3 protein-coding genes (1 of these 3 only partly in view) are annotated in these 24612 nt (G+C 70.8%); all 3 read left to right on the top strand.

Translation table 11 applies throughout. The features are described from left to right. Tightly spaced (each overlapping or abutting the next), the 3 genes in view from HOV91_RS11965 to HOV91_RS11955 form a layout consistent with a single transcriptional unit that may run on beyond the window. Positions 1 to 9992 carry the final stretch of a type I polyketide synthase gene (locus tag HOV91_RS11965; protein WP_174185440.1) on the top strand. It extends 11305 nt beyond the left edge of the window, so 9992 of the gene's 21297 nt are visible here — the last part of the coding sequence; the start codon falls outside the window, past its left edge; the stop codon is at positions 9990 to 9992. Further along, positions 9989 to 22756: a thioester reductase domain-containing protein gene (locus tag HOV91_RS11960; protein ID WP_174185439.1), complete on the top strand. Its 12768-nt coding sequence runs from the start codon at positions 9989 to 9991 to the stop codon at positions 22754 to 22756. Before HOV91_RS11965 ends, HOV91_RS11960 begins: the two co-directional genes overlap by 4 nt. Next, positions 22753 to 24612 carry a thioesterase domain-containing protein gene (locus HOV91_RS11955; RefSeq protein WP_174185438.1) on the top strand — a complete coding sequence of 620 codons (1860 nt, stop codon included), beginning with the start codon at positions 22753 to 22755 and terminating at the stop codon, positions 24610 to 24612. Before HOV91_RS11960 ends, HOV91_RS11955 begins: the two co-directional genes overlap by 4 nt.

The following is a 24612-nucleotide window of genomic DNA, read 5'->3' as shown; positions in this document are numbered from 1 at the left end:
TGGTGCGTGGCGTCGCGGTGAATCACGACGGGCGGTCCAATGGTCTCACCGCGCCCAACGGCCCCGCCCAGCAACGAGTGATCGCCGACGCGCTCGACCAGGCGGGCCTGCGGCCGGACACGGTGGACTACGTCGAGGCGCACGGCACCGGCACTCCGCTCGGCGACCCGATCGAGGCCACCGCGCTGGCCGAGGTGTACGGCGCCGGGCGCACGCAACCCCTGCTCATCGGATCGGTGAAGACCAATATCGGGCACACCGAGGGCGCGGCCGGCGTCGCGGGTGTCATCAAGGCCGTGCTGATGTTGCAGCACCGCCGGATTCCGCCGAGCCTGCACTTCCGCACACCGAACCCGCTGATCGATTGGGCCGGTCTGCCGCTCGAAGTGGTCGGCGAGGCACGGGACTGGCCGCGGACCGGGCATCCACCCGCGATCGGGGTCAGCTCGTTCGGGATGAGCGGTACCAACGCGCACGTCATCGTGGCGCAGGGTGATCCCGCACCGGCTCCGCGACCGGAATCGTCGGCCGCGCAGGTGCTGGTGTTGTCCGCCCGTGACGAAACCGCCCTTGCCGACAGCGCGCAGCGCTGGGCGGACGACATCGATTCGGCGCGTGTCCCGCTCGGGGATCTGGCCTACACCGCCGCCACCGCGCGTACCCATTTCCAGGAGCGGCTCGCGGTCGTCGCCGCGACCGGCGACGCCGCCGCGCGAGAGCTGCGCGACCGACCGCCGACCTTGATCCGCGGCCGGGTGGAGCGAACATCGAAAGCCGAGGTGGCGCTGCTGTTCACCGGGCAGGGAGCGCAGTACCCCGGCATGGCGCGCGAACTGCTCGACTCCGAACCGGTCTTCCGCGAGGCGCTGCGGCACTGCGACGCCGTGCTGGGACCGATCGAGGACGGTATCGGGCTGATCGACGCCGTGTACGGCGAGCACGGTCCCGAGTTGCTGGGTCGGACGGGGTTCACCCAGCCGGTGTTGTTCGCCGTCGAATGGGCGTTGTGGCAGCTGTGGCGCTCGTGGGGGATCACCCCGGCCGCGGTGCTCGGGCACAGTGTCGGGGAGTACGTGGCCGCCTGCGCGGCGGGCGCCATGGCCGTGGAGGACGCCCTGCGACTGGTCGCCGAGCGCGGAAAGTTGATGCAGCGCCTGCCGGAGGGCGGCGGGATGCTGGCGGTCGACGCTTCCGCCGAGCAGGTCGCGCCGCTGGTGGCGCGATACGAACCCGCGGCGGCGATCGCCGGATACAACGGACCGGCCCAAGTGGTGGTCGGCGGACCGCGCACCTCGCTCGATCAGCTTCGAGAACAGCTCGTCGCCCAGGGTTTCCGGACCGCGGACCTTGCCGTCTCGCACGCCTTCCATTCAGCGGCGATGGATCCGATCCTGGATGACCTAACCGTGGCGGCGGCGCGCGCCCGGATGACCGATCCCGCGATTCCGCTCGTCTCGAACCTCACCGGGGCGCCGTTGCGGGCGGGAGAGCTCAGCCCCGAGTACTGGGCGCGGCATGCGCGTCAGCCGGTGCGCTTCGCCGAGGGCATACGTGCCATGGCCGAGTTGGGAATCGAAGTTTTCCTCGAGATCGGCCCGCAGCCGACCTTGTCCGGGCTCGGCAAGCGAGTGCTGGGCGACTCGGCTCGGTTCGTCGCGTCGTTGCGACGCGGACGCGGCGACCGCGAGACGATGATGACGGCGCTCGGCCACCTGTATGTCGCCGGCGTGCCGGTGGACTGGGAGCAGGTGCACCGGCCGCACGATCGCAAGCGCGTCCTCGCCCCGACGTATCCCTTCCAGCGGCGGCGCTATTGGGTCGACTCGCTTTCCGAACCGAGTGTCGATCACGCCCGGCGTGCGAACCTCGCGATGCGATCGCGGCAGGCCGAGAGCCCAGTTCCTGCCGAGGAAGTACGGCACGCGAGTTCCCCTGTTTCGCGCAGCAGCACAACGTCCTTCGATGTGACGATCGCACCGGACGCCCCGAGCTATCTGGCCGACCATGTCGTGGATCGGGCTGTGGTCGTTCCGGGCGCCTGGTTCGTCGCGACCATCGCCGACACCGCGCGCGAACTGCTCGCTGATGATGTCGTCGCGATCGACGACCTGGTGATCACCAGCGGGCTCACGCTGACCGGCCCGCAGCGGGTGCGGGTGAACTCCGCGCCGAGCACCGACGGGGTGTCGGTGCAGGTGACGACCGAGAGCGCAGGCCGGCACGCGCGCGCCCTCGCCTTGACCGGGCCGCACCGGATGCCGGAAGGCCCCAGCCTCGCGCAGGTGCTTGCGCGTTGTCCGGAAACCCTGGCCGGAACCGACTTCTATCGACTGCTCGGCCGGGCCGGCCTGCCTTACGGCCCCGCGTTCCGCCGTGTCGTCGACGTGCGCTTCGGCCCGCGGGAAGCCTTGGTGTCACTGTCGGACCTCGGCGCCGACGGCGGCGCGGGCATGGTGCACCCGGCCCTGCTCGACGCGGCGTTCCAAGCCACATACGCGGCGATGTCGCCGCCCGCTGGCGAGCAGACCTGGGTGCCGTTCGCCGTGGACCGGGTCCTCGTCTCGGCCGCCGCGGGCACCGTTCGATTCGGTCATGTGCGCGTCGTCGAGCAGACGCCACAGCTGTGTGTCGCCGATGTTCGACTGCTCGATGAGGAGGGTTGCCCGGTGGTGGTCGCGAACGGACTGCGAGTGATGCCGACACCGAATCCGGACGGGCAGGCGTCCACCCGCGCATCCCGGGACCGGCTCACCGCGGACACCTATCGAATCGACTGGCGGGAAATCGAATCGGCGCAGCCCACCGGCACGACCGGACGCTGGCTGGTCATCGGAGCCACGGACTTCACCGACGAACTCGCCGACGCCCTCCGGGCGCGCGGAGCGGACTGCGCGCTCGCCCGGCCCGGCCGGGGTTTCGGGTTCCGTGCCGAGAACGAGTACGAGGTCGATCTGGACGCACCCGCGGCGGTGCGCGCACTGCTGGGCGCGGCCACCGACGCACGCGCACCGCTGCGTGGAATCGTTTTCGCGGGCGCGCTGTCGGCCGATGACGCGCCCGTACCTGTTCGCGCGGAGCGCCTGGTGACAGGTGCGCTGCATCTGGTGCAGGCTGCCGCGCCGGCGGGTGAACCCGCGGTGTGGTTGCTCACCCGGCACGGGCAGCGAGTCGATTCCACCGATCAGGTGGCGCCGGAGCAATCGGCGCTGTGGGGTTTTGCCCGCAGCGCGCAGCTCGAGCACCGCGAAATCGGTTGCCGCGTCCTGGATCTCGATCACACGACCGATATCCGGACCGTGGCCGACGCGCTGGTCACGCCCTCGGCGCCGCGTCAGCTCGCCCTGCGCCACGGACGCCGGCACGTGCCGCGGCTCGTGCCGATGGAGACGGTGCCCGCCGGGTTCACGGCTGGGAACACCGCGGCGCACACGGTGCTGATCACCGGTGGGCTCGGCGGTGTGGGTTTGCGGCTGGCTCGCTGGTTCGTCGACCAGGGTCGGGCGGATCTGGTGCTCGCCGCGCGGTCGGCTCCCGACTCCCGGGCGGAATCGGTGCTCGCCGAATTGCGGGCGCGTGGAGCTCGCATCACGGTGCGGTCACTCGACGTCACCGATCGCGCTGCCGTAGCCGCCACGCTGGATTGGATCGACCGCGAGCTGCCCCCGCTGGCGGGGGTCGTGCATCTGGCCGGAGTGCTCGATGACGGGGTGATCGCCGAGCAGACAGCCGAGCGGGCCCGGCGGGTACTGGCGCCGAAAACGCTCGGGGCGTGGAATCTGCACGAGCTGACCAAGGGGCGTTCCTTGCGGATGTTCCTGCTTTTCTCCTCCGCGGCGGGGGTGGTCGGCTTGCCGGGCCAGTCCAGCTACGGCGCCGCGAACGCCTTTCTCGACGGCGTGGCCGAGTCGCGCAGTGCGTCGGGCTCGCCCGCGCTGTCGATCGCGTGGGGTCCGTGGGCGGAGACCGGAATGGTCGAGCGGCTCAGCAGCGGCGCGGTGGAGCGGCTGGCCCGGCGCGGTTACGGCACATTGCGCCCGGAGCAGGCGCTCGATGCGCTCACCCGACTGATCGATGCCGGGGCGACCGGCGCGGTCGCCACGATGCCACTCGCGCCCGCAGTGGCGCCCGGAGTCGACGTGCCGGAGGTGCTGCGGGATCAGGTTGCGCCGGTGGCCGCCTCCGCGGCGGGCGATGTCTCGGATCTGCCTGCCCGAATGGAGGCGCTGGTACGGCGCTGCCTCGGGTTGGCGCCAGAGGACGATCTTGATCGGCCGTTGCACGAACTCGGGCTCGACTCGGTGGCGGCCCTCGAGATCCGCGACGAACTGTCGCGCTCCAGCGGCCACCGCCTGCCCGCCACGCTGGCCTTCGAGTACCCCACACCGCGCGCGGTGGTCGGCCTGCTGGTGCGGTTGGGCACCGCTGGGGAGCCGTTCGCGCCACCGGCTACCGAGGCCGGTGGCAGTTCTGCCGATCGAACGGCGGCGCGGACATCCGCTTCCACGGCCGACGCCCTGGAATCGGGGATCGCTCCGCTCGCATCGGACGCGGAAGCCGCCCTACGCCAGCAGGCGCCGGTCGACGGGCTCACCGCGCTCGGCGACGAGCCCGACACCTCCAGCGCGTCGATCCCTGCCACGCGCCCGCTCGTGGACGACGGAGGGTCCGGGTCCGCACCGGAACCGGCGGCGCGGCGGGGGGCGGACTCGTTCGCGTCAGCTGCGACCCCCACCCGGCCCCACACACGCCTTGGCTCGAATTCCGCCTCACACGCGGACGCCGTAGGGGATATCGCGATCGTGGGTGTCAGCGGGCGGTACCCGGGCGCGGACGGGCTGGACGAGTACTGGCGGGTGCTGGTCGAGGGACGCGATTGCGTCACCGAGATCCCGCAGCACCGCTGGGACCACACCCGCTATTTCGTCCCGGACCGGCACAACCCGTTCACCGCCTACACCAAGTGGGGCGGATTCCTCGACGACGTCGACTGTTTCGATCCGCTGTTCTTCGCCATCTCCCCGCGCGAGGCGGAGATCCTGGACCCGCAGGAGCGACTATTCCTGCAAACCGCCTGGGCCGCATTGGAAGACGCCGGACATTCGCGCGCCGACCTGGCCCGCGGCGGCCTGCACCCGGAGCAGGCCGGGGTGTTCGTGGGCGTCATGTGGGGCACGTACCAGATGTTCGGGGCGGAGGAGTCCCGGCTCGGGCGCGGCACGCTGCCGGGGTCGACGTTCTGGAGCATCCCCAACCGCGTGTCGCACGCCTTGGACTTTCAAGGGCCGAGCATGGCGGTGGACACGGCGTGCTCGTCCTCGCTCACCGCTTTGCACCTGGCCTGCCAGAGCATCCGCACCGGTGAATGCAGGCTGGCGGTGGTCGGCGGCGTCAATCTGTCGCTGCATCCCTACAAGTTCGTCGCGCTCAGCCAGGGACAGTTCGCCTCCACCGACGGCCGCTGCCGTTCCTTCGGCGCGGGTGGCGACGGATACGTGGCCAGTGAGGGTGTCGGCGCGATGGTGTTGCGGCCGCTGGCCGACGCCGAAGCCGACGGCGACACCATCTACGGCGTCGTCAAGGGCACCGCGATCAACCACGGCGGCCGCGTCAACGGCTTCACGGTGCCCAATCCCGACGTACAGGCGAGGGTGATCCGCTCGGCGCTGCGCGTCGGCGGGATCGACCCGGCTTCGGTGTCCTACATCGAAGCGCACGGCACCGGCACCGCACTGGGCGATCCGATCGAAATAGCCGGTCTGGCCAAGGTTTTCGGCGACTCCGGTGTGTCCGAGTTGCCGATCGGCTCGGTGAAGTCCAATGTCGGCCACCTCGAGGCGGCGGCCGGTGTCGCGGCGGTGACGAAGGTGCTGCTGCAACTGCGCCACCGGACCATCGTGCCCTCGCTGCACGCCATACCGCCGAATCCGAACATCGACTTCGCGGCGACACCATTCCGGATCCCGACTCGACCGCTGTCCTGGCCCGGCGGAGACCCTGCGCGGCCGCGACGGGCGACGGTGAGTTCGTTCGGCGCGGGTGGTGCCAACGCCAACGTGGTGATCGAAGAGTACGTCGACCGCAGGCCGGAGACCCGGTTCAGCGGCGGTCAGGTCGTCCCGGTGTCGGCTCGCGACAGCGAGCGGTTGACGGAATACGTTGCCGCGCTGGACCGTTACCTTGCCGCGCAGCAGCCGAACATCGCCGATCTGGCCTACACCATGCAGGTGGGCCGTCAGGCGGGCAGCGCTCGCGCCGCCTTCGTGGCGCGGGACATCGACCAGTTGCGCGCCGCCGTACGGGCTTGGGTGGACGACGTACCCGGCGCCAGGTCGTGCCCGGATGCGGCGGAGGACTCCCGTATAGCGCGCTGGCTCGGCGGCGGCGACGTCGATTGGGCTACCGTCCGCGATCCAGGACCCCGGCGCCGTATCCCCGCACCGACCTACCCGTTCGCCCGGGAGCGGTACTGGATTCCGGATGTCGCGCCTGGTGCCGGTCCCGCGCGAGATTCGGGATCTGATCCGGTAGCGCGGTCCAGACCGGCCGACGCTCCGCAGCATTCATCGGACCGGTCAGCGGCGGAGTCCGGACTTCCGGAGTCTGCGTCGGCCCCTCGGTCGACATCCGCCCCGCAAGACACGTCAACCCCGCAACTCGCGTCAGCGGAACGCCGGTTGATGGTTCCGGTGTGGCGGGAAGCCCCTCTGCCCAGCGGTGACCTGCGTTCCCGCCGCATCCTGGTCATATACGACGCGCGTACCCCGCGCCACCTGGTGGAGGCGCTCGCCGCCGCAGCGGGTGACGCGGGTCGTCTGGTACGGCTGTCGGACCTGCCGGGTGACCTGAACCGCGCCGACTTCGACGCGGGCGCGGCTCTCGGCCGTGCGCTGGTGACGCGCTACCCCGACACCGACTGCCTGCTCGATGTGTGCGACCTCGTTTCGGCGGCCGGACTGCCCACCGGCGACCTCGGCCGGATCGGGCTGTACCAGGGTGTGGTCGAGGCGCGCGCCGGCTCGCTCGCGCTGGTGCACGTCACCGCCGGACATCCCGGCGCCGACGGCCCGGAGTCGGCGCCGGTGGGCGGTCTGGTCGCCGCGCTCGCCGAAGAGATCCGGGACGTGCGCACGCGAAGCGTGCACGTGGTCGCCGAGCGCGGTGCGGTATGCGCCGATTACGTGCGGTTGCTGGCGATCCTGGGTGCTGAGAGCGCCGCCGCCGAGGATGGCTGCCCGCGAGTGCGGTATCGCGGTGGTATCCGTGAGACCGTCGAACTGGCGGACGCGACGTCACGTGACGGTCTCGTGGTCGATCCCGCCCGCACCTATGTGGTGACCGGCGGCACGCGCGGACTCGGCGCGGAGTTCGCCGCGGCGCTGGTCGAGCGGGGGGCGCGCCGCTTGGCCGTGCTCGGCCGTGAACCGCTACCCGCGGAACAGGACTGGGACCGGGTGGCTGCCGGGTCCGGGCCCGGAGCGGACAAGGTGCGGCGGCTGGTCGAGCTGCGTGATCGCGGCGTCGCGGTGCGAACCTACTTCGGTAGCCTCACCGACGAGACGGCGCTGTCCGGCTTCTTCGACCGGGTGCGACGCGAGCTGGGCCCGATCGGTGGCGTGCTGCACTGCGCGGGAAGCGTCTCGGGCGAGAGCCCGGCTTTCGTGCGCAAGACCGGCCCCGCCATCGCTACCGTGCTCGAACCCAAGCTGACCGGCACCGCGGTCCTCGCCGACGTGCTGGCCGCCGACCGTCCCGATTTCTTCGTGTTGTTCTCCTCGGTGTCGGCCGTGCTGCCCGGCCTGGCGGTGGGCCTGTCGGACTACGCGATGGCCAACGCGCATCTGGACCGGTTCGCCGAGGCCCAGCATGCCCTGGGACGAACCTATTTCCGGTCGGTCAATTGGCCGTCGTTCCGCGACACGGGGTTCGGTGAGGTAACCAGCGCGGCCTATCGGGCCACCGGCCTGCCGGCGCTCAGCGCTGCGGAGGGGTTCGAGCTGCTCGACGCGGTGCTGGGCTTGCCCGCCCCAGTGGTGTTGCCGTATCACGGCGCGCCCCTGCGCCTCTCGACACACACGAGCCGACCCGCGCCGGAGACGGCGGCCGCACCGGCCTGGCCGGCGGCGCCGAACGGCGCAACGGCGAAGAACAGCGCCACGGCGACAAGCGGGTCCACAGCGGCAAACGGCTCCTCAGCGGCGTACGAGGAACTGCTTCGGATCTTCTCCGACGAATTGAAGCTGGCCCCCGCCCGCTTCGAGGGTGACAAGCGGTTCGAGGAGTACGGCGCGGACTCGGTGCTGATCGCCTCGGCGGTGCGCCGGATCGAGCAGGTCGTCGGTCAACCCTTCGACCCGGCGCTGGTGCTGGAATTCCCGACGCTGGACGCGCTGGCGGGTCTATTGACCGAGCAGTTCCCCGAACGCTTCACGCCCGCACCGCCCCCGGCCGATCCGCGACCGGCATCGGAAGATCCGCCGAGCACAGACGAGACCGGGAAGCCGAGACCCACCACAGCCGCCTGGGCCGCCGACGCCCGCCGCGGCCGGGCAGCCGAGCCGATCGCGGTGATCGGCGTCGGCTGCCGCCTGCCCGGCGGCGACACGCCGGACGCGTTCTGGCGCCTGCTCGCCGCGGGCGAATCCGGTGTCCGCGAGGTGGACCCGGCTCGCTGGGATCCGGCCCGGTTCTACCGCCCCGGCGGCGGTCCGGGTCTGACCAGCAGCAAGTGGGGCGGATTCGTCGACGGCGTGGATCTGTTCGATCCGGAGTATTTCGGGGTCACCGACGAACTCGCCTGGCAGATGGACCCGTTGCAACGGCTGCTGCTGGAAACGTCGGTGCTGGCCACCACCGACGCCGGATACCGGCGCGACGAGCTGGCGGGCAAGCGCGTCGGCGTCTACGCGGGCAGCCGGGCGGCGAACTACTTCAACCGGATTCCGGTCGCCGACCGGCACACCATCATCGGCGTCGGGCAGAACTTCATCGCCGCGCGCATCTCCGACTATTTCGACTGGCACGCGGGCAACGTCGTGCTCGACAGCGCGTGCTCGTCGTCGTTGCTGTCGGTGCATCTGGCCTGCCAGGCGCTGCGCGCGGGCGAGGTCGACGCCGCGTTGGCCGGCGGCGTGGAGGTGCTGCTCGACGAGATGCTGTTCGTCACCCTTTCGGCGGCGGGTGTGCTCTCGCCGCACGGCCGGTGCGCGACGTTCTCCGAGGATGCCGACGGTTTCGTACCGGGCGAGGGCGCGGCGCTGCTGCTGCTCAAACGGCTCGACGACGCGCTCGCCGACGGTGATCGCGTCTACGCGGTGCTGCGCGGCTCGGCGATCGGCAACGACGGGCACACCATGGGCATCACGACGCCCAATATGCGGGCGCAGATCGACGTGGTGACCTCGGCGCTCGATATGGCGGGCATGTCGCCGGACGCGCTGTCGTATCTGGAGGCGCACGGCACCGGCACCATGATCGGTGACCCCATCGAATTGAAGGGGCTCGCGACCGTGCTCGGCGACCGGTCACGCGGGCCGGAACCGTGCGCGGTCGGCAGTGTGAAAACCAATATCGGGCATCTGCTTTCCGCGGCGGGCATCGCCGGGGCCGTCAAGACGATCCTCGCCGTGCACCACGCGGCGCTCCCGCCGTCGCTGCACTGCGACAACCTCAATCCGCGCTTCAAGTTCACCGGGTCGCCGCTGTATGTCAACCGGGAACTGCGTCCGTGGCGGCCCGCCGACGGCAGGCCCCGCGCGGCGGGCGTCAGCTCGTTCGGCTTCGGCGGCACCAACGCCCACCTCGTCGTCGAGCAGGCGCCCGACGGGCACCGCCCGACTCGCCGACCCCTTGATCCACCCGTCTTCCGCAAGAGGAGCTTCATGCTGCCGAAAACGGTTCCCAGCACATCGACGGAGCCTGTGCCGCGCATCGTGGTCCCGATGCCGCAGAGCGCGCCCGCGCCGTCGTTCCTCCGGGTGGAGCCGCTGCTATGAGCGGGATCGAACTGGACAGCTTCGCGACCACCGTGCGGGCCGAGGACCCGGTGGTGCGTGACCACCGGGTGCACGGCGTCCGGATCCTGCCCGGCGTGGTGTATCTCGACATGATCCTGCGTGCGGCGATGGCGGCCGGTTACCGGCCCGGCGAGCTGACGATTCGGGAGGCGCTGTTCCAGCGTCCGGTGGCCCTCGGCGCCGACGGCGCGGTACGCATCGCGTTCCGGGTCGACCGGCCGACGGGACGAATCGCCATCGACGTGCAGCGCTTGGACGCCGCGGGCGCTGCGGACGGGCCGGTCGAGCCGATCGCGGAATGTACTGTGGTGCGGTCCGATTCGGCAGTGGCACCGCCCGGGATCGACGTGGGTTCGTTCCCGGCGGCGGGGCAAGCGCGCGGGATGGCGCAGATGTACGCCCAGAGCGGCGGCCGCGGTATCGAGCATCGCGACTTCATGCGCGTCACCGGCCATTTCTCCCGCAGCGACGACGTGGTCACCGCGACGATGGGGCTGGGCCCCGAAGCGGCCGCGCATCTGCCCGGCTTCCTGCTGCATCCGACGTTCCTGGACGCCTCGACCATCGTGCCGTTCGTCGACCCGCAGCGGCTGGGCGTGGACGACGACAGCGCGTTCATCCCGATCTACTTCGGCGACGTACGCGCCTGGCGGGCCACGCCCGAACAGGTGCACGTGCGGGCAGCGGTGCACGGCGGACACGGCGCGGACCTGCTCGAAGCAGACGTGGCGCTCTACGACCGGGACGGATCGCCGGTGGCGCGGTATCGGCTGACGTCCAAGCGCGTGCGTGGCAGCGCGGACATCCAGCGATTACTCGCCCAGCCCGGCCGGGACGCTCCCGCGCCGCGGCGCGCCGCGGACCCTGGCCCGGCACCGGCCGCCGCGCCGAACGACCCGCGTGCCGTGATCACCGCCGACCTGGCAGCTCTCGTCGCCGCCGAACTCGGCGCCGATCCCTCCGGTATCGCGACGGACGTGGGCTTCTACGAACTCGGCCTGGACTCCGGTCGCCTGCTGCGGCTGACCGCCGAGCTGGAGACACGGGTGGGCGAGCCGCTCTACCCGACGCTGCTGTTCGAGTACCAGACCATCGAAGCGCTCGCCGGACACCTCGCCGACACCGCGGGCGCGAACTACCGTCCCGCGAACCCCACGAGCGCGCCGCGAACCCACCCGGGCATCGATGCCGCTGGGGAACTCCGGCACCGCGACGACCAAGCCACAGCCGAGCAGGCAGGCGCGATCGACATCACCCAAGCCGCAGAGAGTCTGCCGACCGCCCTCGATGCGGCTGAGCCCCTATCCACGCCGGTCAGGGATGCGGGTACAGACCCGAGAACCCCGGTCGCGGTGCCCGAACCTCCCTCCGCAACAGAAGAGGACCTGATCACCTTCGGGTTCGATTGGGATTCGGACACGTCCGTGCACCCGCGTCACGAACCGACCGGATTGCTCGTCTTCGACACCGCCGATCACCCTTACTCGCACAGCACCGCCGCTACGGTCGTCCGCGTACGGCCGGGAAGTGAATTCGTCTCCGGTGCGGATGCATTCGTCATCGACCCGACGGACGCACAGCACATGGAACTGCTGATCGCACAGCTGGCGGCCCGGCGGGTGCGCTTCGACGCGGCGCTGTATCTGTGGCCGGAAACTGTAACCGAGGACGACCCGCAGTCGTTGATCGAGCGGGTGTATCTGCCGCTGCGCGATTTCGTGCGGGCGACCGCCGGGGTCTCCGATCCGCCGGTGCGCCGGGTGCTGGCCCTCGGGCCCGCGACCCCTGCGGGGGAAGCGTGTTGTGCCCTGCTGGGCGGTTTCGCGCGCACATTGCGGCTCGAGCAGCCGCTACCTCTGCTGCGGGCCGTGCAGTACGACCCGGCCGCCGTGATCGGCGAGATCGTGTCCACTGAACTGGGCATCGACGAACGTGATCCCGACACCGAGGTCCGCTACCACGACGGACACCGCGAAGTTCGCCGCCCGCGTCTGCTCGCGGGTTCCGCGGCCGGTTCCGGCGACACGGTGCTGCGGCCGGGGTCGGTGGTCGTCATCACCGGCGGATTCGGTGGTATCGCCCGGCATCTGGCCCACCGCCTCGCCGCCGAATACCGCGCACGGCTGGTCCTGGTGTCGCGCCGCGCACTCGATGCCGCGGCCGCCGGTCTGCTCGCCGACCTCAACGATCTCGGTGCCGAAGCCGTGCACGTCCGCGCCGACGTGTCGGTCGCCGCGGGCGCCGAACGCGTCGCCGCGATAGCCCACGCCACCTTCGGGCCGGTCGAGGTGCTCTACCACGGCGCGGGACAGTTGCGCGACGGACTGGTCGCGGGCTCCGGCCGCGACGACGCGAGATCGGTACTCGCACCGAAGGTCTACGGCATCGCGCACTTGGCTCGGGCGTTGCCGGAGGCCGAACTGACCGTATTGTTCTCGTCGGTCTCCGCAGTGCTCGGCAACCCTGGCCAAGCCGATTACGCGGCGGCCAACCGCTACCTTGACGCCGTCGCCGAACAGCGCGACCGCGCCGGAAACAGGACGGTCAGCGTCAACTGGCCGCTGTGGGCCGAGGGCGGCATGCATCCGCCCGCCGAGCAGATCGCCGCCCTGCGGCGGGCCGGTGTCGGACTGCTGCCCACCGCGACCGGACTCGACCTGCTGTTGTCCTGCGCGACGCTGAACCGCGCACAACTCGCCGCGGTCTGGGGCCAGGCCGAGACCCTGCGAGCACGACTGCAACCGGTGAGCGCGCCGACAGCCGCGCCGCAGACGACGAACGAACGCCGCGCGGCCGCCGACGGTGACGAACCGATCGCGATCGTCGGAATCAGCGGCCGTTACCCGGACGCGGAGGACATCGAGGAGTTCTGGCGCAACCTGCGGGACGGACACGACGCGGTCGGCCCGGTCCCCGCCGATCGCTGGTGGCTCACCGCCGTCCAGGGCAGCCCCGGCGCACCCCCGATGACCGGCGGATTTCTGAGCGATGTCGCCGGGTTCGACCCGCAGTTCTTCCGGATTCCGCCGGTCCAGGCGCCGTTGCTGGACCCGCAGGAGCGTCTGTTCCTGCAACAGGCATACGCGGCGCTGGAACACGCCGGATACCACCACACCGACCCGGCCGTGCGGGATCGCCGCGTCGGCGTGTTCGTCGGCGCCACCTGGAGCGACTACCGGCTGCTCGGGGTCGCGGCCACCCGCGACGGCGAGCCGGTCGCGGTGGCCTCGATCCCGTCGTCCATCGCCAACCGCACCTCCTACACGCTCGGTCTGCGCGGGCCGAGCCTCACCGTGGACACGGCCTGCTCGGCGTCGCTGACCGCGCTGCATCTGGCCCGGCGCAGCCTGCTCGACGGCGAATGCGACGCGGCGATCGTTGGCGGGGTGAATCTGCTGCTGCACGAGGACAAATTCCTCCTGCTGCACAGCTTGGGCATGATGTCCGACAGCGGCCGCTGCCGGCCGTTCGCCGCCGCCGCCGACGGCTACGTTCCCGGTGAAGGCGTCGGCGCGCTGTATCTGAAGCCGCTGTCGGCCGCCCGCGCCGACGGCGACACCATCCACGGCCTGGTCCTGGGCAGCGCGGTCAACCACGGCGGGCAGACCTCCGGCTACAGCGTGCCCCATCCCGGCGCGCAAGCCGAGGTGATCAGCGCGGCCCTGCGCGCGGCGGGAGTCGATCCCGGCACGATCGACTACCTGGAGGCGCACGGCACCGGCACCCCGCTCGGCGATCCGATCGAAATCGCCGGACTCGCGGCGGCTTTCGGCCGATCCGCCGGAACCGGCCGCTCCCGCGCCCTCGGGTCGACGAAATCGAACATCGGCCACCTGGAGGCGGCGGCAGGAGTGGCGGGCGTGACCCGTGTGCTGCTGCAGATGCGGCACGGCCGGATCGCGCCGACATTGCATGCCGAACAAGCCAATCCGGCCATCGCGTTCAACTCGGTGCCGTTCCACCTGCCGCGAGAACTGGAGGAATGGCCGCGCCGCACCGTCGACGGCGTCGTGACGGCACGGCACGCGGGCATCAGCGCGTTCGGCGCGGGTGGAGCCAACGCGCATGTCGTGCTCGCCGAATTCGTCGACGAGCGGGTCCGCCCGGCCGCGACGGGTGGCCCGGAGATCTTCGTGCTGTCGGCTCGCACACCGGAGCGGCTGCGTCGCTACGCCGAGATCATGGCGCGGCACTTCCGCACCCTCGATCCCGCCGATTTCACCGACGCGGTGCGCACCTTGCAGGTGGGTAGGCCGGCACTGGCACACCGGCTCGCGGTGGTCGCGTCCGCACCGATCGAGGTGGCCGAGGCGCTCGACCAGTTCCGGACCGACCAGCTCGGCCCGGTGGTCACCGGTGCCGTGGACGCGCATGCCCGGCCACCGCTGTACGCACCGGCGCGAAGCGAACAGGAACTCGCCCGCCAGTGGGTCGCGGGCGCCGACATCGATTGGCGCGCACGCGGCGGTCCGCTGCGGCGCACCCCGTTGCCCGGCTACCCCTTCGAACGCACCGGCTACTGGATCATCGCCCCGCCCCGCGCGGGATTCGACGCCGCGGTGGAGCGTTTCGAGGCGTCCGTCCAGCCCACGGGCATCGTGGAGCCCGGTAAAGCCGAACTCGGCCGGTACGCGGCGATGCTGCTCTTCGCCACCCTCGCCGGAATGGGCCTCACCGCCGGGGAGTGGACCGCGAAGTCGCTGGACGCGCGCCTGGGCGTGCGGCCGGAATTCGACCGGCTGCGCACCAGCTGCCTGGACATCCTGCGGCGCCACGGGCTGGTGCGGTGGCAGGACGACCGCATCGTGGTCCCCGGCCCGCCCCCTGGCACCAGCGGTATGCGCGCCGACCTTCTCGCCCGTTTCCCGGAGACAGCGCCGTACGTGACGTTGATGGGCGCCTGCCTGGCCGCGTATCCGCGCGTGCTGCGGGGGGAGTTGTCCGCGACCGAAGTGCTGTTTCCCGGCGGCGACCTCGGCTTGGTGGGCGCCATCTATCGCGGCAACGCCGCCTACGACTTCAGCAACGGGTTGCTCGCCGCACTGGTATCGGCGATCGCACACCGCCACGACGACACGCAGCCCCTGCGGATCATCGAAGTCGGAGCCGGGACCGGCGGTTCCACGCACGCGGTGCTCGAGGCGCTCGCCGCGAGCGGGATCGCGTTCGACTACCACTACACCGACGTCTCGCCCAGTTTCCTCGCGCACGGACGGCGCACCTTCGGCACGCGCGCGCATTTGGATTTCGCGGTGCTGGACATCGAGGCCGATCCGGTCGCGCAGGGATTTCCCGCGCATGAGGCCGACCTGGTGATCTGCGCCAACGTCCTGCACGCGACGCGGTCGATCGACGCGACCCTGCGCAATGTCCGGCGGCTGCTGACGCCCGGCGGTGTGCTCGCGTTCACCGAGGCGACAACAGACCTCGAGGTGCTCGCGCTGACCTTCGGGCTGCTGGAGGGTTGGCACGCCTACCGCGATCCGGAGGCGCGTATCCCGCACTCGCCGTTGCTGTCCGAGCGGCAGTGGCAGGCCGCGATGACCGCGGCGGGATTCTCCGGAGTCCGTTCGTGGGGTCCCGGCCTGTCCGCGGACGCGGAGCCGAGTTTCCGCCTGCTCGCCGCGGTCAGCGCCGCCGCACCCGCCGCGCAGTCTCAGACCGCTATTGCCGCCGCACCCGCCGCCGCGCGGTCTCAGACCGTTGCTGCCACCGAACCGGCCACCGCGCAGACTCAGCCCACGGCTGCCGATGAACCCGCTGCGGCACAGCCTGTTTTCGCGGTCGCCGCCGCCCAGCCTCGTGCTTCGGTCGCCCAGTCTGCCGCTGACGCGCGGTCCCGCTTCGAGATCGCGACCGCCCGGTCGTCTCGGGGGATCGCCGCGGAACCGGTTTCCGCCGTGCCGCCCCGCGTCGCGGTTGCCGCCGAACCGGCCGCCGCCACGCACTCCGGACCCGCGGTCGCCGCGGAACAGCCGACCGCTGTGAGCGCACCCGCGCAGTCCGGCAACACCTCGGCGCTGGAGGCCGAACTGGTCGCCATCGTCGCAGACGGACTCGGGGTTGCGCGCAGCGAGGTGCGCGCGGAATTGCCGCTGTCGGAGTACGGGGTCGATTCCATTCTCGCGGTGAAGATCATCGACCAGGTCAACGCTCGCTACGGCTTGACGCTTCGCCCCACGGTGGTGTTCGACCATCCGTCGGTACGGCTCCTGAGCGCTCGCATGGCCGAAGAAGGCGCCGCGGCGACATCGGCGCAACCGGTAACCGCCCCGGCAACTCCTGTCTCGGGCGCATCGACGCCCGCCATCCGCACCGCCGCACAGACCGCGCGGCCCAGCGAGAGGTCGACATCGATGGACATCGCCATCATCGGCATGTCCGGGCAGTTCCCGGGCGCGGCGGACCTGGAGCAGTTCTGGCGAAATCTCGCCGCTGGGCGCGACACCGTGACCGAGGTACCCGCGTCGCGCTGGCCGATCGCCGACTTCTTCCGCTCAGGACCTGCGGCACCGGGCAAGACCTACTCCAAGTGGGGCGGTTTCCTCGACGGCGTCGCGGAGTTCGATCCGGCGTTCTTCGACCTGGTGCCCGCCGAAGCCGACTACATGGATCCGCAGCAGCGGTTGTTCCTCGAACACAGCTGGCTCGCGCTGGAAGACGCCGCCATCGACCCGAAGTCGTTGCGCCGCACCAGATGCGGCGTGTTCGCCGGGTCACCGGGGTCGGACTACGCCAACCTGCTGCGCAATCGCGGAACGGTCGGTTCCCACCACATGTTCACCGGCAACAGCCCGGCCATCCTGCCCGCCCGGGTGGCCTATCACCTGGATCTCACCGGTCCATGTCTGGGTCTGGACACCGCCTGCTCCTCGGCGCTGGTCGCGCTGCACCAGGCCTGCCGCAGCCTCGCCACCGGCGAATCGGAACTCGCGCTGGCGGGTGGTGTCGCGGTGTTCGTGACACCCGAATACCACCTGCTCGCCTCCTCGATGGGCATGCTGTCACCGCGCGGCCGTTGCGCGAGCTTCGCCGACGACGCCGACGGTTTCGTGATCGCCGAGGGCGTCGGTGTGGTGGTGCTCAAGCCGCTGTCCGCAGCGCAACGCGACGGTGACCCCATCCACGGTGTGATCCGCGGGATCGGAATCAACCACGACGGCCGCACCAACGGCATCACCGCGCCGAGCGTCCGTGCGCAGACCGAACTGGAACTGGCGGTGTATCGCGACGGCGGGATCGATCCGTCCACCATCGGCTACGTCGAAACCCACGGCACCGGAACACGTTTGGGCGATCCGATCGAGATCGAGGCGCTCACCGCCGCGTTCCGGCACTACACCGGCGCGGTCGGCGCCATCCCGGTGGGGTCGGTGAAATCGAACATCGGGCACGCCTCGCACGCCGCGGGCATGGCGAGCCTGTTCAAGGTGCTGCTGGCCATGCGCGCCGGACAGCTGCCGCCCTCGCTGCACGTCGCGTCGGTGAACCCGCTGCTCGGGTTGGCCGACTCGCCGTTCTTCGTGAACACCGAACTGCGCCCGTGGAACGGTTCCCCGCACCGCGCCGCGATCAGCTCCTTCGGCTTCAGCGGCACCAACGCGCACGTGGTGGTCGACGGCGCACCGGAGCCGAGCACCGTCCGTCTCGATGTACCGGGCGGCCCGCAGCTGGTCGTGCTCTCGGCCCGCAACGCCACGAGCTTGACCCGGATGGCGCGGTCGCTGCGCAGGCATTTGTCCGCGCATCCGGAGCTGGTGCCCGCGGATATCGCGCGCACATTGGCGCTCGGGCGCAGCGGATTCGAGCATCGGCTCGCGGTGGTCGGCGATTCGGTGGACGCGATCGCGGCTCGGCTGGCCGCTTTCGCCGAGGGCGATCGTCCGGCAGGCGTCTTCACCGGAACGGTCGATACCCCGACCAGGGACCGGGCCGGAGCCATCGTGCTGGACGACCCGGTAACGGCGGCACGGCAGTGGGTCGAGGGCGCGCATGTCCATTACACGGGCTGGAGCGACCCGGCCGCACGCCGCATTCACCTGCCGGGCTACGAGTTCGACCGTGAGAAGTGCTGGGCACCGGACGCGAGCGGTGCGCGTCCCTCCCCCCGCGCAGCGGACGCTCGGAGCCGGCAACATCCCTCCGAACCGGCGGGCGTCGGCGATTCTCAGGCACTTGCCGAACCTCAGGGCCTAGCTGAATCCCCGGATCTGGCTGCATCACCGGGTCCGGTCGAATCGCAAAGCGCCGCTGTATCCCAGAGTGAGGTCCAGGGCCTTACTGAACCGCGGAGAGCCGCCGCAACGGGGACAACCGCCGAGCCTCGGACAGCCGCCGACCCACGGCGCGCTGTGCTGCCGGCGACCGGCGCGGCACCGCGCCCACTGCGCGCGGCCGACACCGTCCAGGGGGTGGCACCGGGCACACCGAACCCGGGGGCACTCGATGGCACTCCGGCATCGATAGAGGCTGCCGAGGGCCAGGCGGTACCCGGGTTCGCGACGAACGCGCGCCAAGGCGAGGGCACACGCCGGAACGACCGAGACGCTCATGGGCTCGCGCCCCGCGCTGGCGAGTCGACGTCGCCGGGTTCCACGCAGTTGCGACAGACCGCCGAGACCTACCTCAAAGATCTACTCGCCGAATACTGCCGACTCGATCCGCTTCGCGTCCGCACTCGTATTCCCCTGCAGGACTACGGCATCGACTCGGTGCTGATCAGCAAGATGAACGACCGGCTGGAATCCGATTTCGGCCCGCTGCCGAGCACGCTGTTCTTCGAGTACCAGACCGTCCGCGACATCGCGGGATACCTCGCCGACGAGCACGCGCCGCGCTTGGCCGCGCTCACCACCCCCGCGTCCGCACCCAGCAATGCAGCCGACGCAACGCCCACCGCGACCGCGCCCAGCAACGCCGCCGATAGGACGTCGACGGGCAAAGCACCGGGCAACGCCGCCGATAGAACGTCGACGGGCACAGCGCCGGGCAGCGCAGCCGACACGACCACCACCAGCCCCGCCTCCGAGGCAGCGCACACCGTCGCCCTCGATCACACCGGAGGCGAGTCCGCCCTCGGCGGCACGGAAGACGCCGACGACATCGCCGTCATCGGCATGGCGGGCAAGTTCCCGATGGCGGGGAATGTCGAGGAATTCTGGGCCAACCTGGTCGCGGGCCGCGACTGCATCGTGGAGGTGCCGCCGCAACGCTGGGATCACCGCGAATACCTGTCCGATGACCCCGACGAGCCCGGCACCACTTACGCGCGCTGGGGCGGATTCCTCGATGACGTGGACAAGTTCGATGCCCGCTTCTTCGGCATCACCCCCAAGGACGCCGAGGAGATGGACCCGCAGCAACGACTGTTCCTGGAAACGTGCTGGGCGGCAATGGAAGACGCGGGGTACTCGCCGGATCGGGTGCGCCGCAGCGCCGCGAAACGCGGGCTGCCCGATGCCGGGGTCTTCGCCGGGGTGGGTTACGCCGAGTACCAGGCGTTCGTCGGCGTGCCGATCTCGGGGTACTTCGCGGTGGCGAACCGGGTCTCTTACCACTTCGGCTTCAACGGACCCAGTCTCGCGGTGGACACCGCGTGCTCGGCGTCGCTGACCGCGCTGCACCTGGCCTGTGAGAGCCTGCGTCGCGGCGAGGCGGCCTACGCGCTGGCCGGCGGGGTGAATGTGTCGATCCACCCCGGCAAGTACCTGCTGCTCGGCTACGGCCGCTGGGCCTCCACCGACGGCCGCTGCCGGTCGTTCGGCGCCGGCGGCGACGGCTACGTGCCGGGCGAGGGAGTGGTGACCCTGGTGCTCAAACCGCTGCGGCACGCGCGCGCCGACGGTGACCGCGTCTACGGCGTGATCCGCGGCAGCACGATCAACCACGGCGGGCGCACCAACGGTTTCACCGTCCCGAACCCGGTCGCCCAGGCCGACCTCATCGGCCGAGCGCTCACCGCGGCCCGCGTGGACGCGGGGGACATCGGCTATGTGGAAGCCCATGGCACCGGCACCGCGCTGGGCGATCCCATCGAGATCGCCGCGCTGACCAAGACCTTCCGCCGCTCGACATCCGAACGCGGCTATTGCGGCATCGGATCGGCGAAATCCAGTGTGGGGCATCTGGAAGCGGCGGCGGGCGCCGCGGGCGTGGTGAAGGCCCTGCTGCAATTACGCCACGACACCATCGCGCCGAACCTGCACAGCGATCCGCCGAATCCGGGCATAGATTTCGCGGCGTCACCGTTCCGGGTCATCGATCGGCCCACAGCCTGGCCGCGACCCGACGACGGCAGGCCGCGCGTCACCGCGGTCAGCTCGTTCGGTGCCGGGGGCTCGAACGCGCATGTGATCCTCACCGACGCCGAGCCCGTCGCGCCGACCCCCGAAGACGGGCAGCCACGGATCGTGGTGTTGTCGGCGCGCGACGCCGACCGGCTCGCCGAGTTGGCCGCCCGCACAGCGGACCGGCTGCGCGATCACCCGTTGCCGCTGCCGGACGTGGCGTGGACGCTGGCCGTCGGGCGCGGCGCGTTCGAACATCGCCTGGCGGTGGTCGCGACCTCCACGGCCGAACTCGTCGAATTGCTGGACAGCACAGCCGTTTCGAACGTTCCGGTACCGGCCGAAGGGCTGCTGGTCTTCCGCGGTGTTGCCCGCACCCACCGCGACCTCGACGAGCTTCCCGGCGAGTCGGACGCCGACCGCGCCGAAGTGCGCGCGCTGCTGCGGTCGGGCAATCTGCCGCGGGTCGCGGAGTTGTGGGCCGGTGGCTGGACCGTGGACTGGGAACAGGGCTACGAGCGGCCGTTCGGCCGGACCGTGAGCCTGCCCACTTACCCGTTCGCACGGCGCAGGTACTGGATCGTGCCCGAGGACTACCGCAGACGCAGCCACCCGGCTCCGCACGTCGTCGCGAAAACCGTCGTGGCGCAGGAAATCGAGCCGACCCGCAACGGCCGTTCCACGAACGGCACCGCGCACCGGATCCTCCCGGCGTCGACCGAACCGGTCGAGTCGCCCACGCTGCCCGCCTCGCCCGGCGGTACCGAACCAGTTACCACCACCACGCCCGGCGCCACCGAACCGGTCACCACCACGCCACCCGGCGGCACCGAATCGGTCACCACCACGCCGCCCGGCGCCACCGAGCCGATCACCACCACGCCGACTGGCGGCAACCAACCGGCCGGCACCGAACCGACGGCCGACGAATCCGACAGCGGGCTGCGCGATCGGCTCGCCGAGCACATCCGCGACATCTTCGCCGATCTGACCAAGACCGACCCGGCCGAGCTGGACCTCGACGCGGATTTCACCGACTTCGGGTTCGACTCGGTGGCCACCGTCCGGATGCTCAACCGGCTGATGAAGCACTACGACGTGAAGATCCCGGCGGAGTCGACCGAGCTGTATCCGACCATCGCGTCGCTGTCGCAGTACCTGGTGGCCGACGGCATCATCGCCGGGGCGACCGGCAACGACGCCCCACGCGCCACCGCGGCGGCTGCGACCGCGGCGGTCCAGCAGGACATCCCCCCGGTGAACACGGACGCCCCGATCCCGGTCCGGTCGGTCTTCATCACGGGCGTGACCGGTGTGCTGGGCGGCAAGCTGCTGCACGATCTGCTCACGCGCAGCGATGTACGGGTGACGTGCCTGGTGCGCGGCAAGACCGTGGCCGCTGCCGAGCGCCGGGTCAAGCACTTCCTGAGCACCTACGATCCGGACGGAACGCTCGATCAGGTCTTCGCCGAGCGGGTGACCACCGTGCTGGGCGACGTCTCCAGTGAGCGGCTCGGCCTGGACGAGGTGACCTGGCGGCGGATCGCCGACGAGGTGGACCTGACCATCCATGCTGCGGGCCGCACCACCTTGGTCACCTTCTACGACGCGCTGGCCCCGATCAATGTCGAGGGCACACGCCGCGCGGTGGAGTTCGCGTTGCGCTCCCGCGGCAAGTACCTGGTGTACGTGTCGAGCTTCAGCGCTCTGGGCGACCGGCTCAACTTCAACAATCCGCCGTTCACCGAGCGCGATCTCGAGCTGGGGCAGGGCTATGACCATCTGCCCTACCAGCAGACGAAGTACGAGTCCGAGAAGCTGATCCGCGCGGCGAGCGAGCGCGGACTGCTCTGGGACATCGTGCGCCCCGGCAACATCATGGGCGACAGCCGCACCGGCCGGTACCCGTTCTCCGAGGTCAGTGTCAAAGGCGCGTACTACGACATCCTCAAGACGATGATCGAGACCGGCGAGACGATGCTGACGCCGGTGCACTGGGATATCACCCCGGTGGACTACGTCAGCGCCGCGATCACCCACATCGCGCTGCACCGCGCCACCTACCGGGAGACCTACCACCTCACCAACCCCGACATCCGGCGCTATTACGACGTGGTCCGCTACGTCCAGCGCGCCGGGTACGAAGTGGATCTGGTGCCGCTCGAGGAATTCCATCGCAGGGCCACCGACCGGCAGATCCACCGGCTGGGCACCGACGAGGTCTACGACAGCCAGACCCTGGAGATGTTCAAGTACGGCATCGAACTGTTCGGCACCATCCACTACGAGGAGAGCTCGTATGCCGACTGCGCCTACACCCGGCGGGTGCTGGGCGCGGCGGGCATCGACTGCCCGCCGACCGAGGATCTGGTGCGGGTGTATCTGGCGCACTGTGCCGAAGTCGGCTACATCCCCGCGCCGCGCGCGGCCGAGTCGACGGCGGAGGCGTTGCGATGAGCGCGGAGTGCACGATCGTCTTCCCCGGGCAGGGGTCCCAGCGCACCGGGATGGGCGCGGACTTCTGCGCCGAGTTCGCCCTCGCCCGGGACACTTTCGCCGAAGCGAGCGCCGCGGTGGGCGAGGATCTGCTGCGGATCTGCGCCGAGCGGGATCCGCGGCTGCATCGCACCGAGTACACCCAGCCCTGCGTGCTGACCATGGAGATCGCCGCCTACCGGGTACTGGCGGCCGAATTCGGTGTGCGGCCGGTCGCTTTCGGCGGGCACAGTCTCGGCGAGTACACCGCGCTGGTCGCGGCAGGCGTGCTCGACCTCGCCGACGGGGTGCGGCTGGTGCGCACCCGCGGTGCGCTCATGCAGCGCGCCGTACCGGAGGGCGCGGGGGCGATGGCCGCGCTGATCCTGCCGGACATCGCCGGCTCCGGGGTGAGCGATCTCGTAGCCGAGGCAGGCGCGGAGGTGGCCAACGACAATTCGACCGACCAGCTTGTGATCAGCGGCGGCAGCGACGCGATCGCGGCCGCACGCGCCGTGCTCGCCGAGCGCCTGCCGGACCTGCGGTTCGTCCCGCTGCGGGTGAGCGCGCCGTTCCATTCCCGGTGGATGCGCGGCATCGAGGCCGAGTTCGCCGGACATCTGGCCGAGTGCGCCCCGCGTATCCGCGCCGCGCATGCGGTCATGGTGACCTCGAACTACACCGGCGAATTCCACCGGCCCGACACCCTAACGGAGCATCTGGTCCGCCAGATCTCCGCCCCGGTGCGCTGGACCGCGAACATGCGCGCGTTGCTGCGCTCCGGTACACCCCGCTACGAGGTCGGCCCGTCGGCGCCACTGTCGAAGTTCTTCGCGACTCTGGGCGCGCCGGTGACCCGGATCGCGACGGTCGGCGATCTGCGCGCCCTCGCCGGCGGATCCAAATCAGAAAGCCGTGCGGCCGCAGCCGCCGCGGCCTCGACGGCGCTTCCGACCGCCCACGAATCGGAACGCACTGCAACCGACGCCGTCCCGACCTCGACGGCAGTCTCGGCCGCTCCCGAATCGGAAACCGCCGCGACCTCGATGACACATACCGCCGCCTCCGAACCGGCGCAATCCCTCGGAACGGGTGAGCTGACCATTCACCGCATAACCGCCGGTACCCCGACCCTGCGGTTGTTCTGCTGGCCGTTCGCCGGTGGCAAAGCCGCCACCTACACCCCGTGGCGGCGCGAGCTGCCCGACTGGGTGGAACTGTGCGTGATCGAACTGCCTGCCCGGCAGCGACATCTGGCGCAGACGCCGATCCGCCGCTTCACCGATCTCGTCGACGCCGCGCTGGCGCGGGTCCTGCCGCTGACCGATCTGCCGTTCGCCTTCTTCGGCCACAGCCTGGGTGCGCTGGCCGCCTACGAGGTGGCGCGCCGCCTTCCCGGGGGCATCGTGCCGCGAGCACTGTTCCTCGGTGGCGCGGTCGCCCCGCACCTGCCGAGGCCAGGGCGCTTGTCGGAGCTGTCGGATCATGAATTCGTCACCGCCGTAGGCCATTACGGCGGCATCCCGCCGGAGGTGCGCGAGACACCCGAGGTGATGGCGCTGTTCCTGCCCGCGTTGCGCAGCGATTTCGAGATCTTCGACGACTACCGGTTCACCCCCGCCGCCGCGCCGTCGTGCCCGGCCCACCTGTTCGGCGGTCGAGACGACCTCCAAGTGGCGGCCACCCAGTTGGAGGCCTGGCGGGACGTCCTGCCGGGCCTGCGCTCCACCGAGCTGCTGCCCGGCGGTCACTTCTTTCTCACCGAGCAGCGGGCCGCGCTGCTCGGCTCACTCGCGGACAAGCTCGCCGCTGTCCGCCCCGACGCGGTATCCGCCTGA

It is taken from the genome of Nocardia barduliensis (assembly GCF_013315795.1).
Lineage (GTDB): Bacteria > Actinomycetota > Actinomycetes > Mycobacteriales > Mycobacteriaceae > Nocardia > Nocardia barduliensis.
Note: the sequence above shows the minus strand (reverse complement) of the source record. Positions and strands in the feature narration are given on the sequence as shown.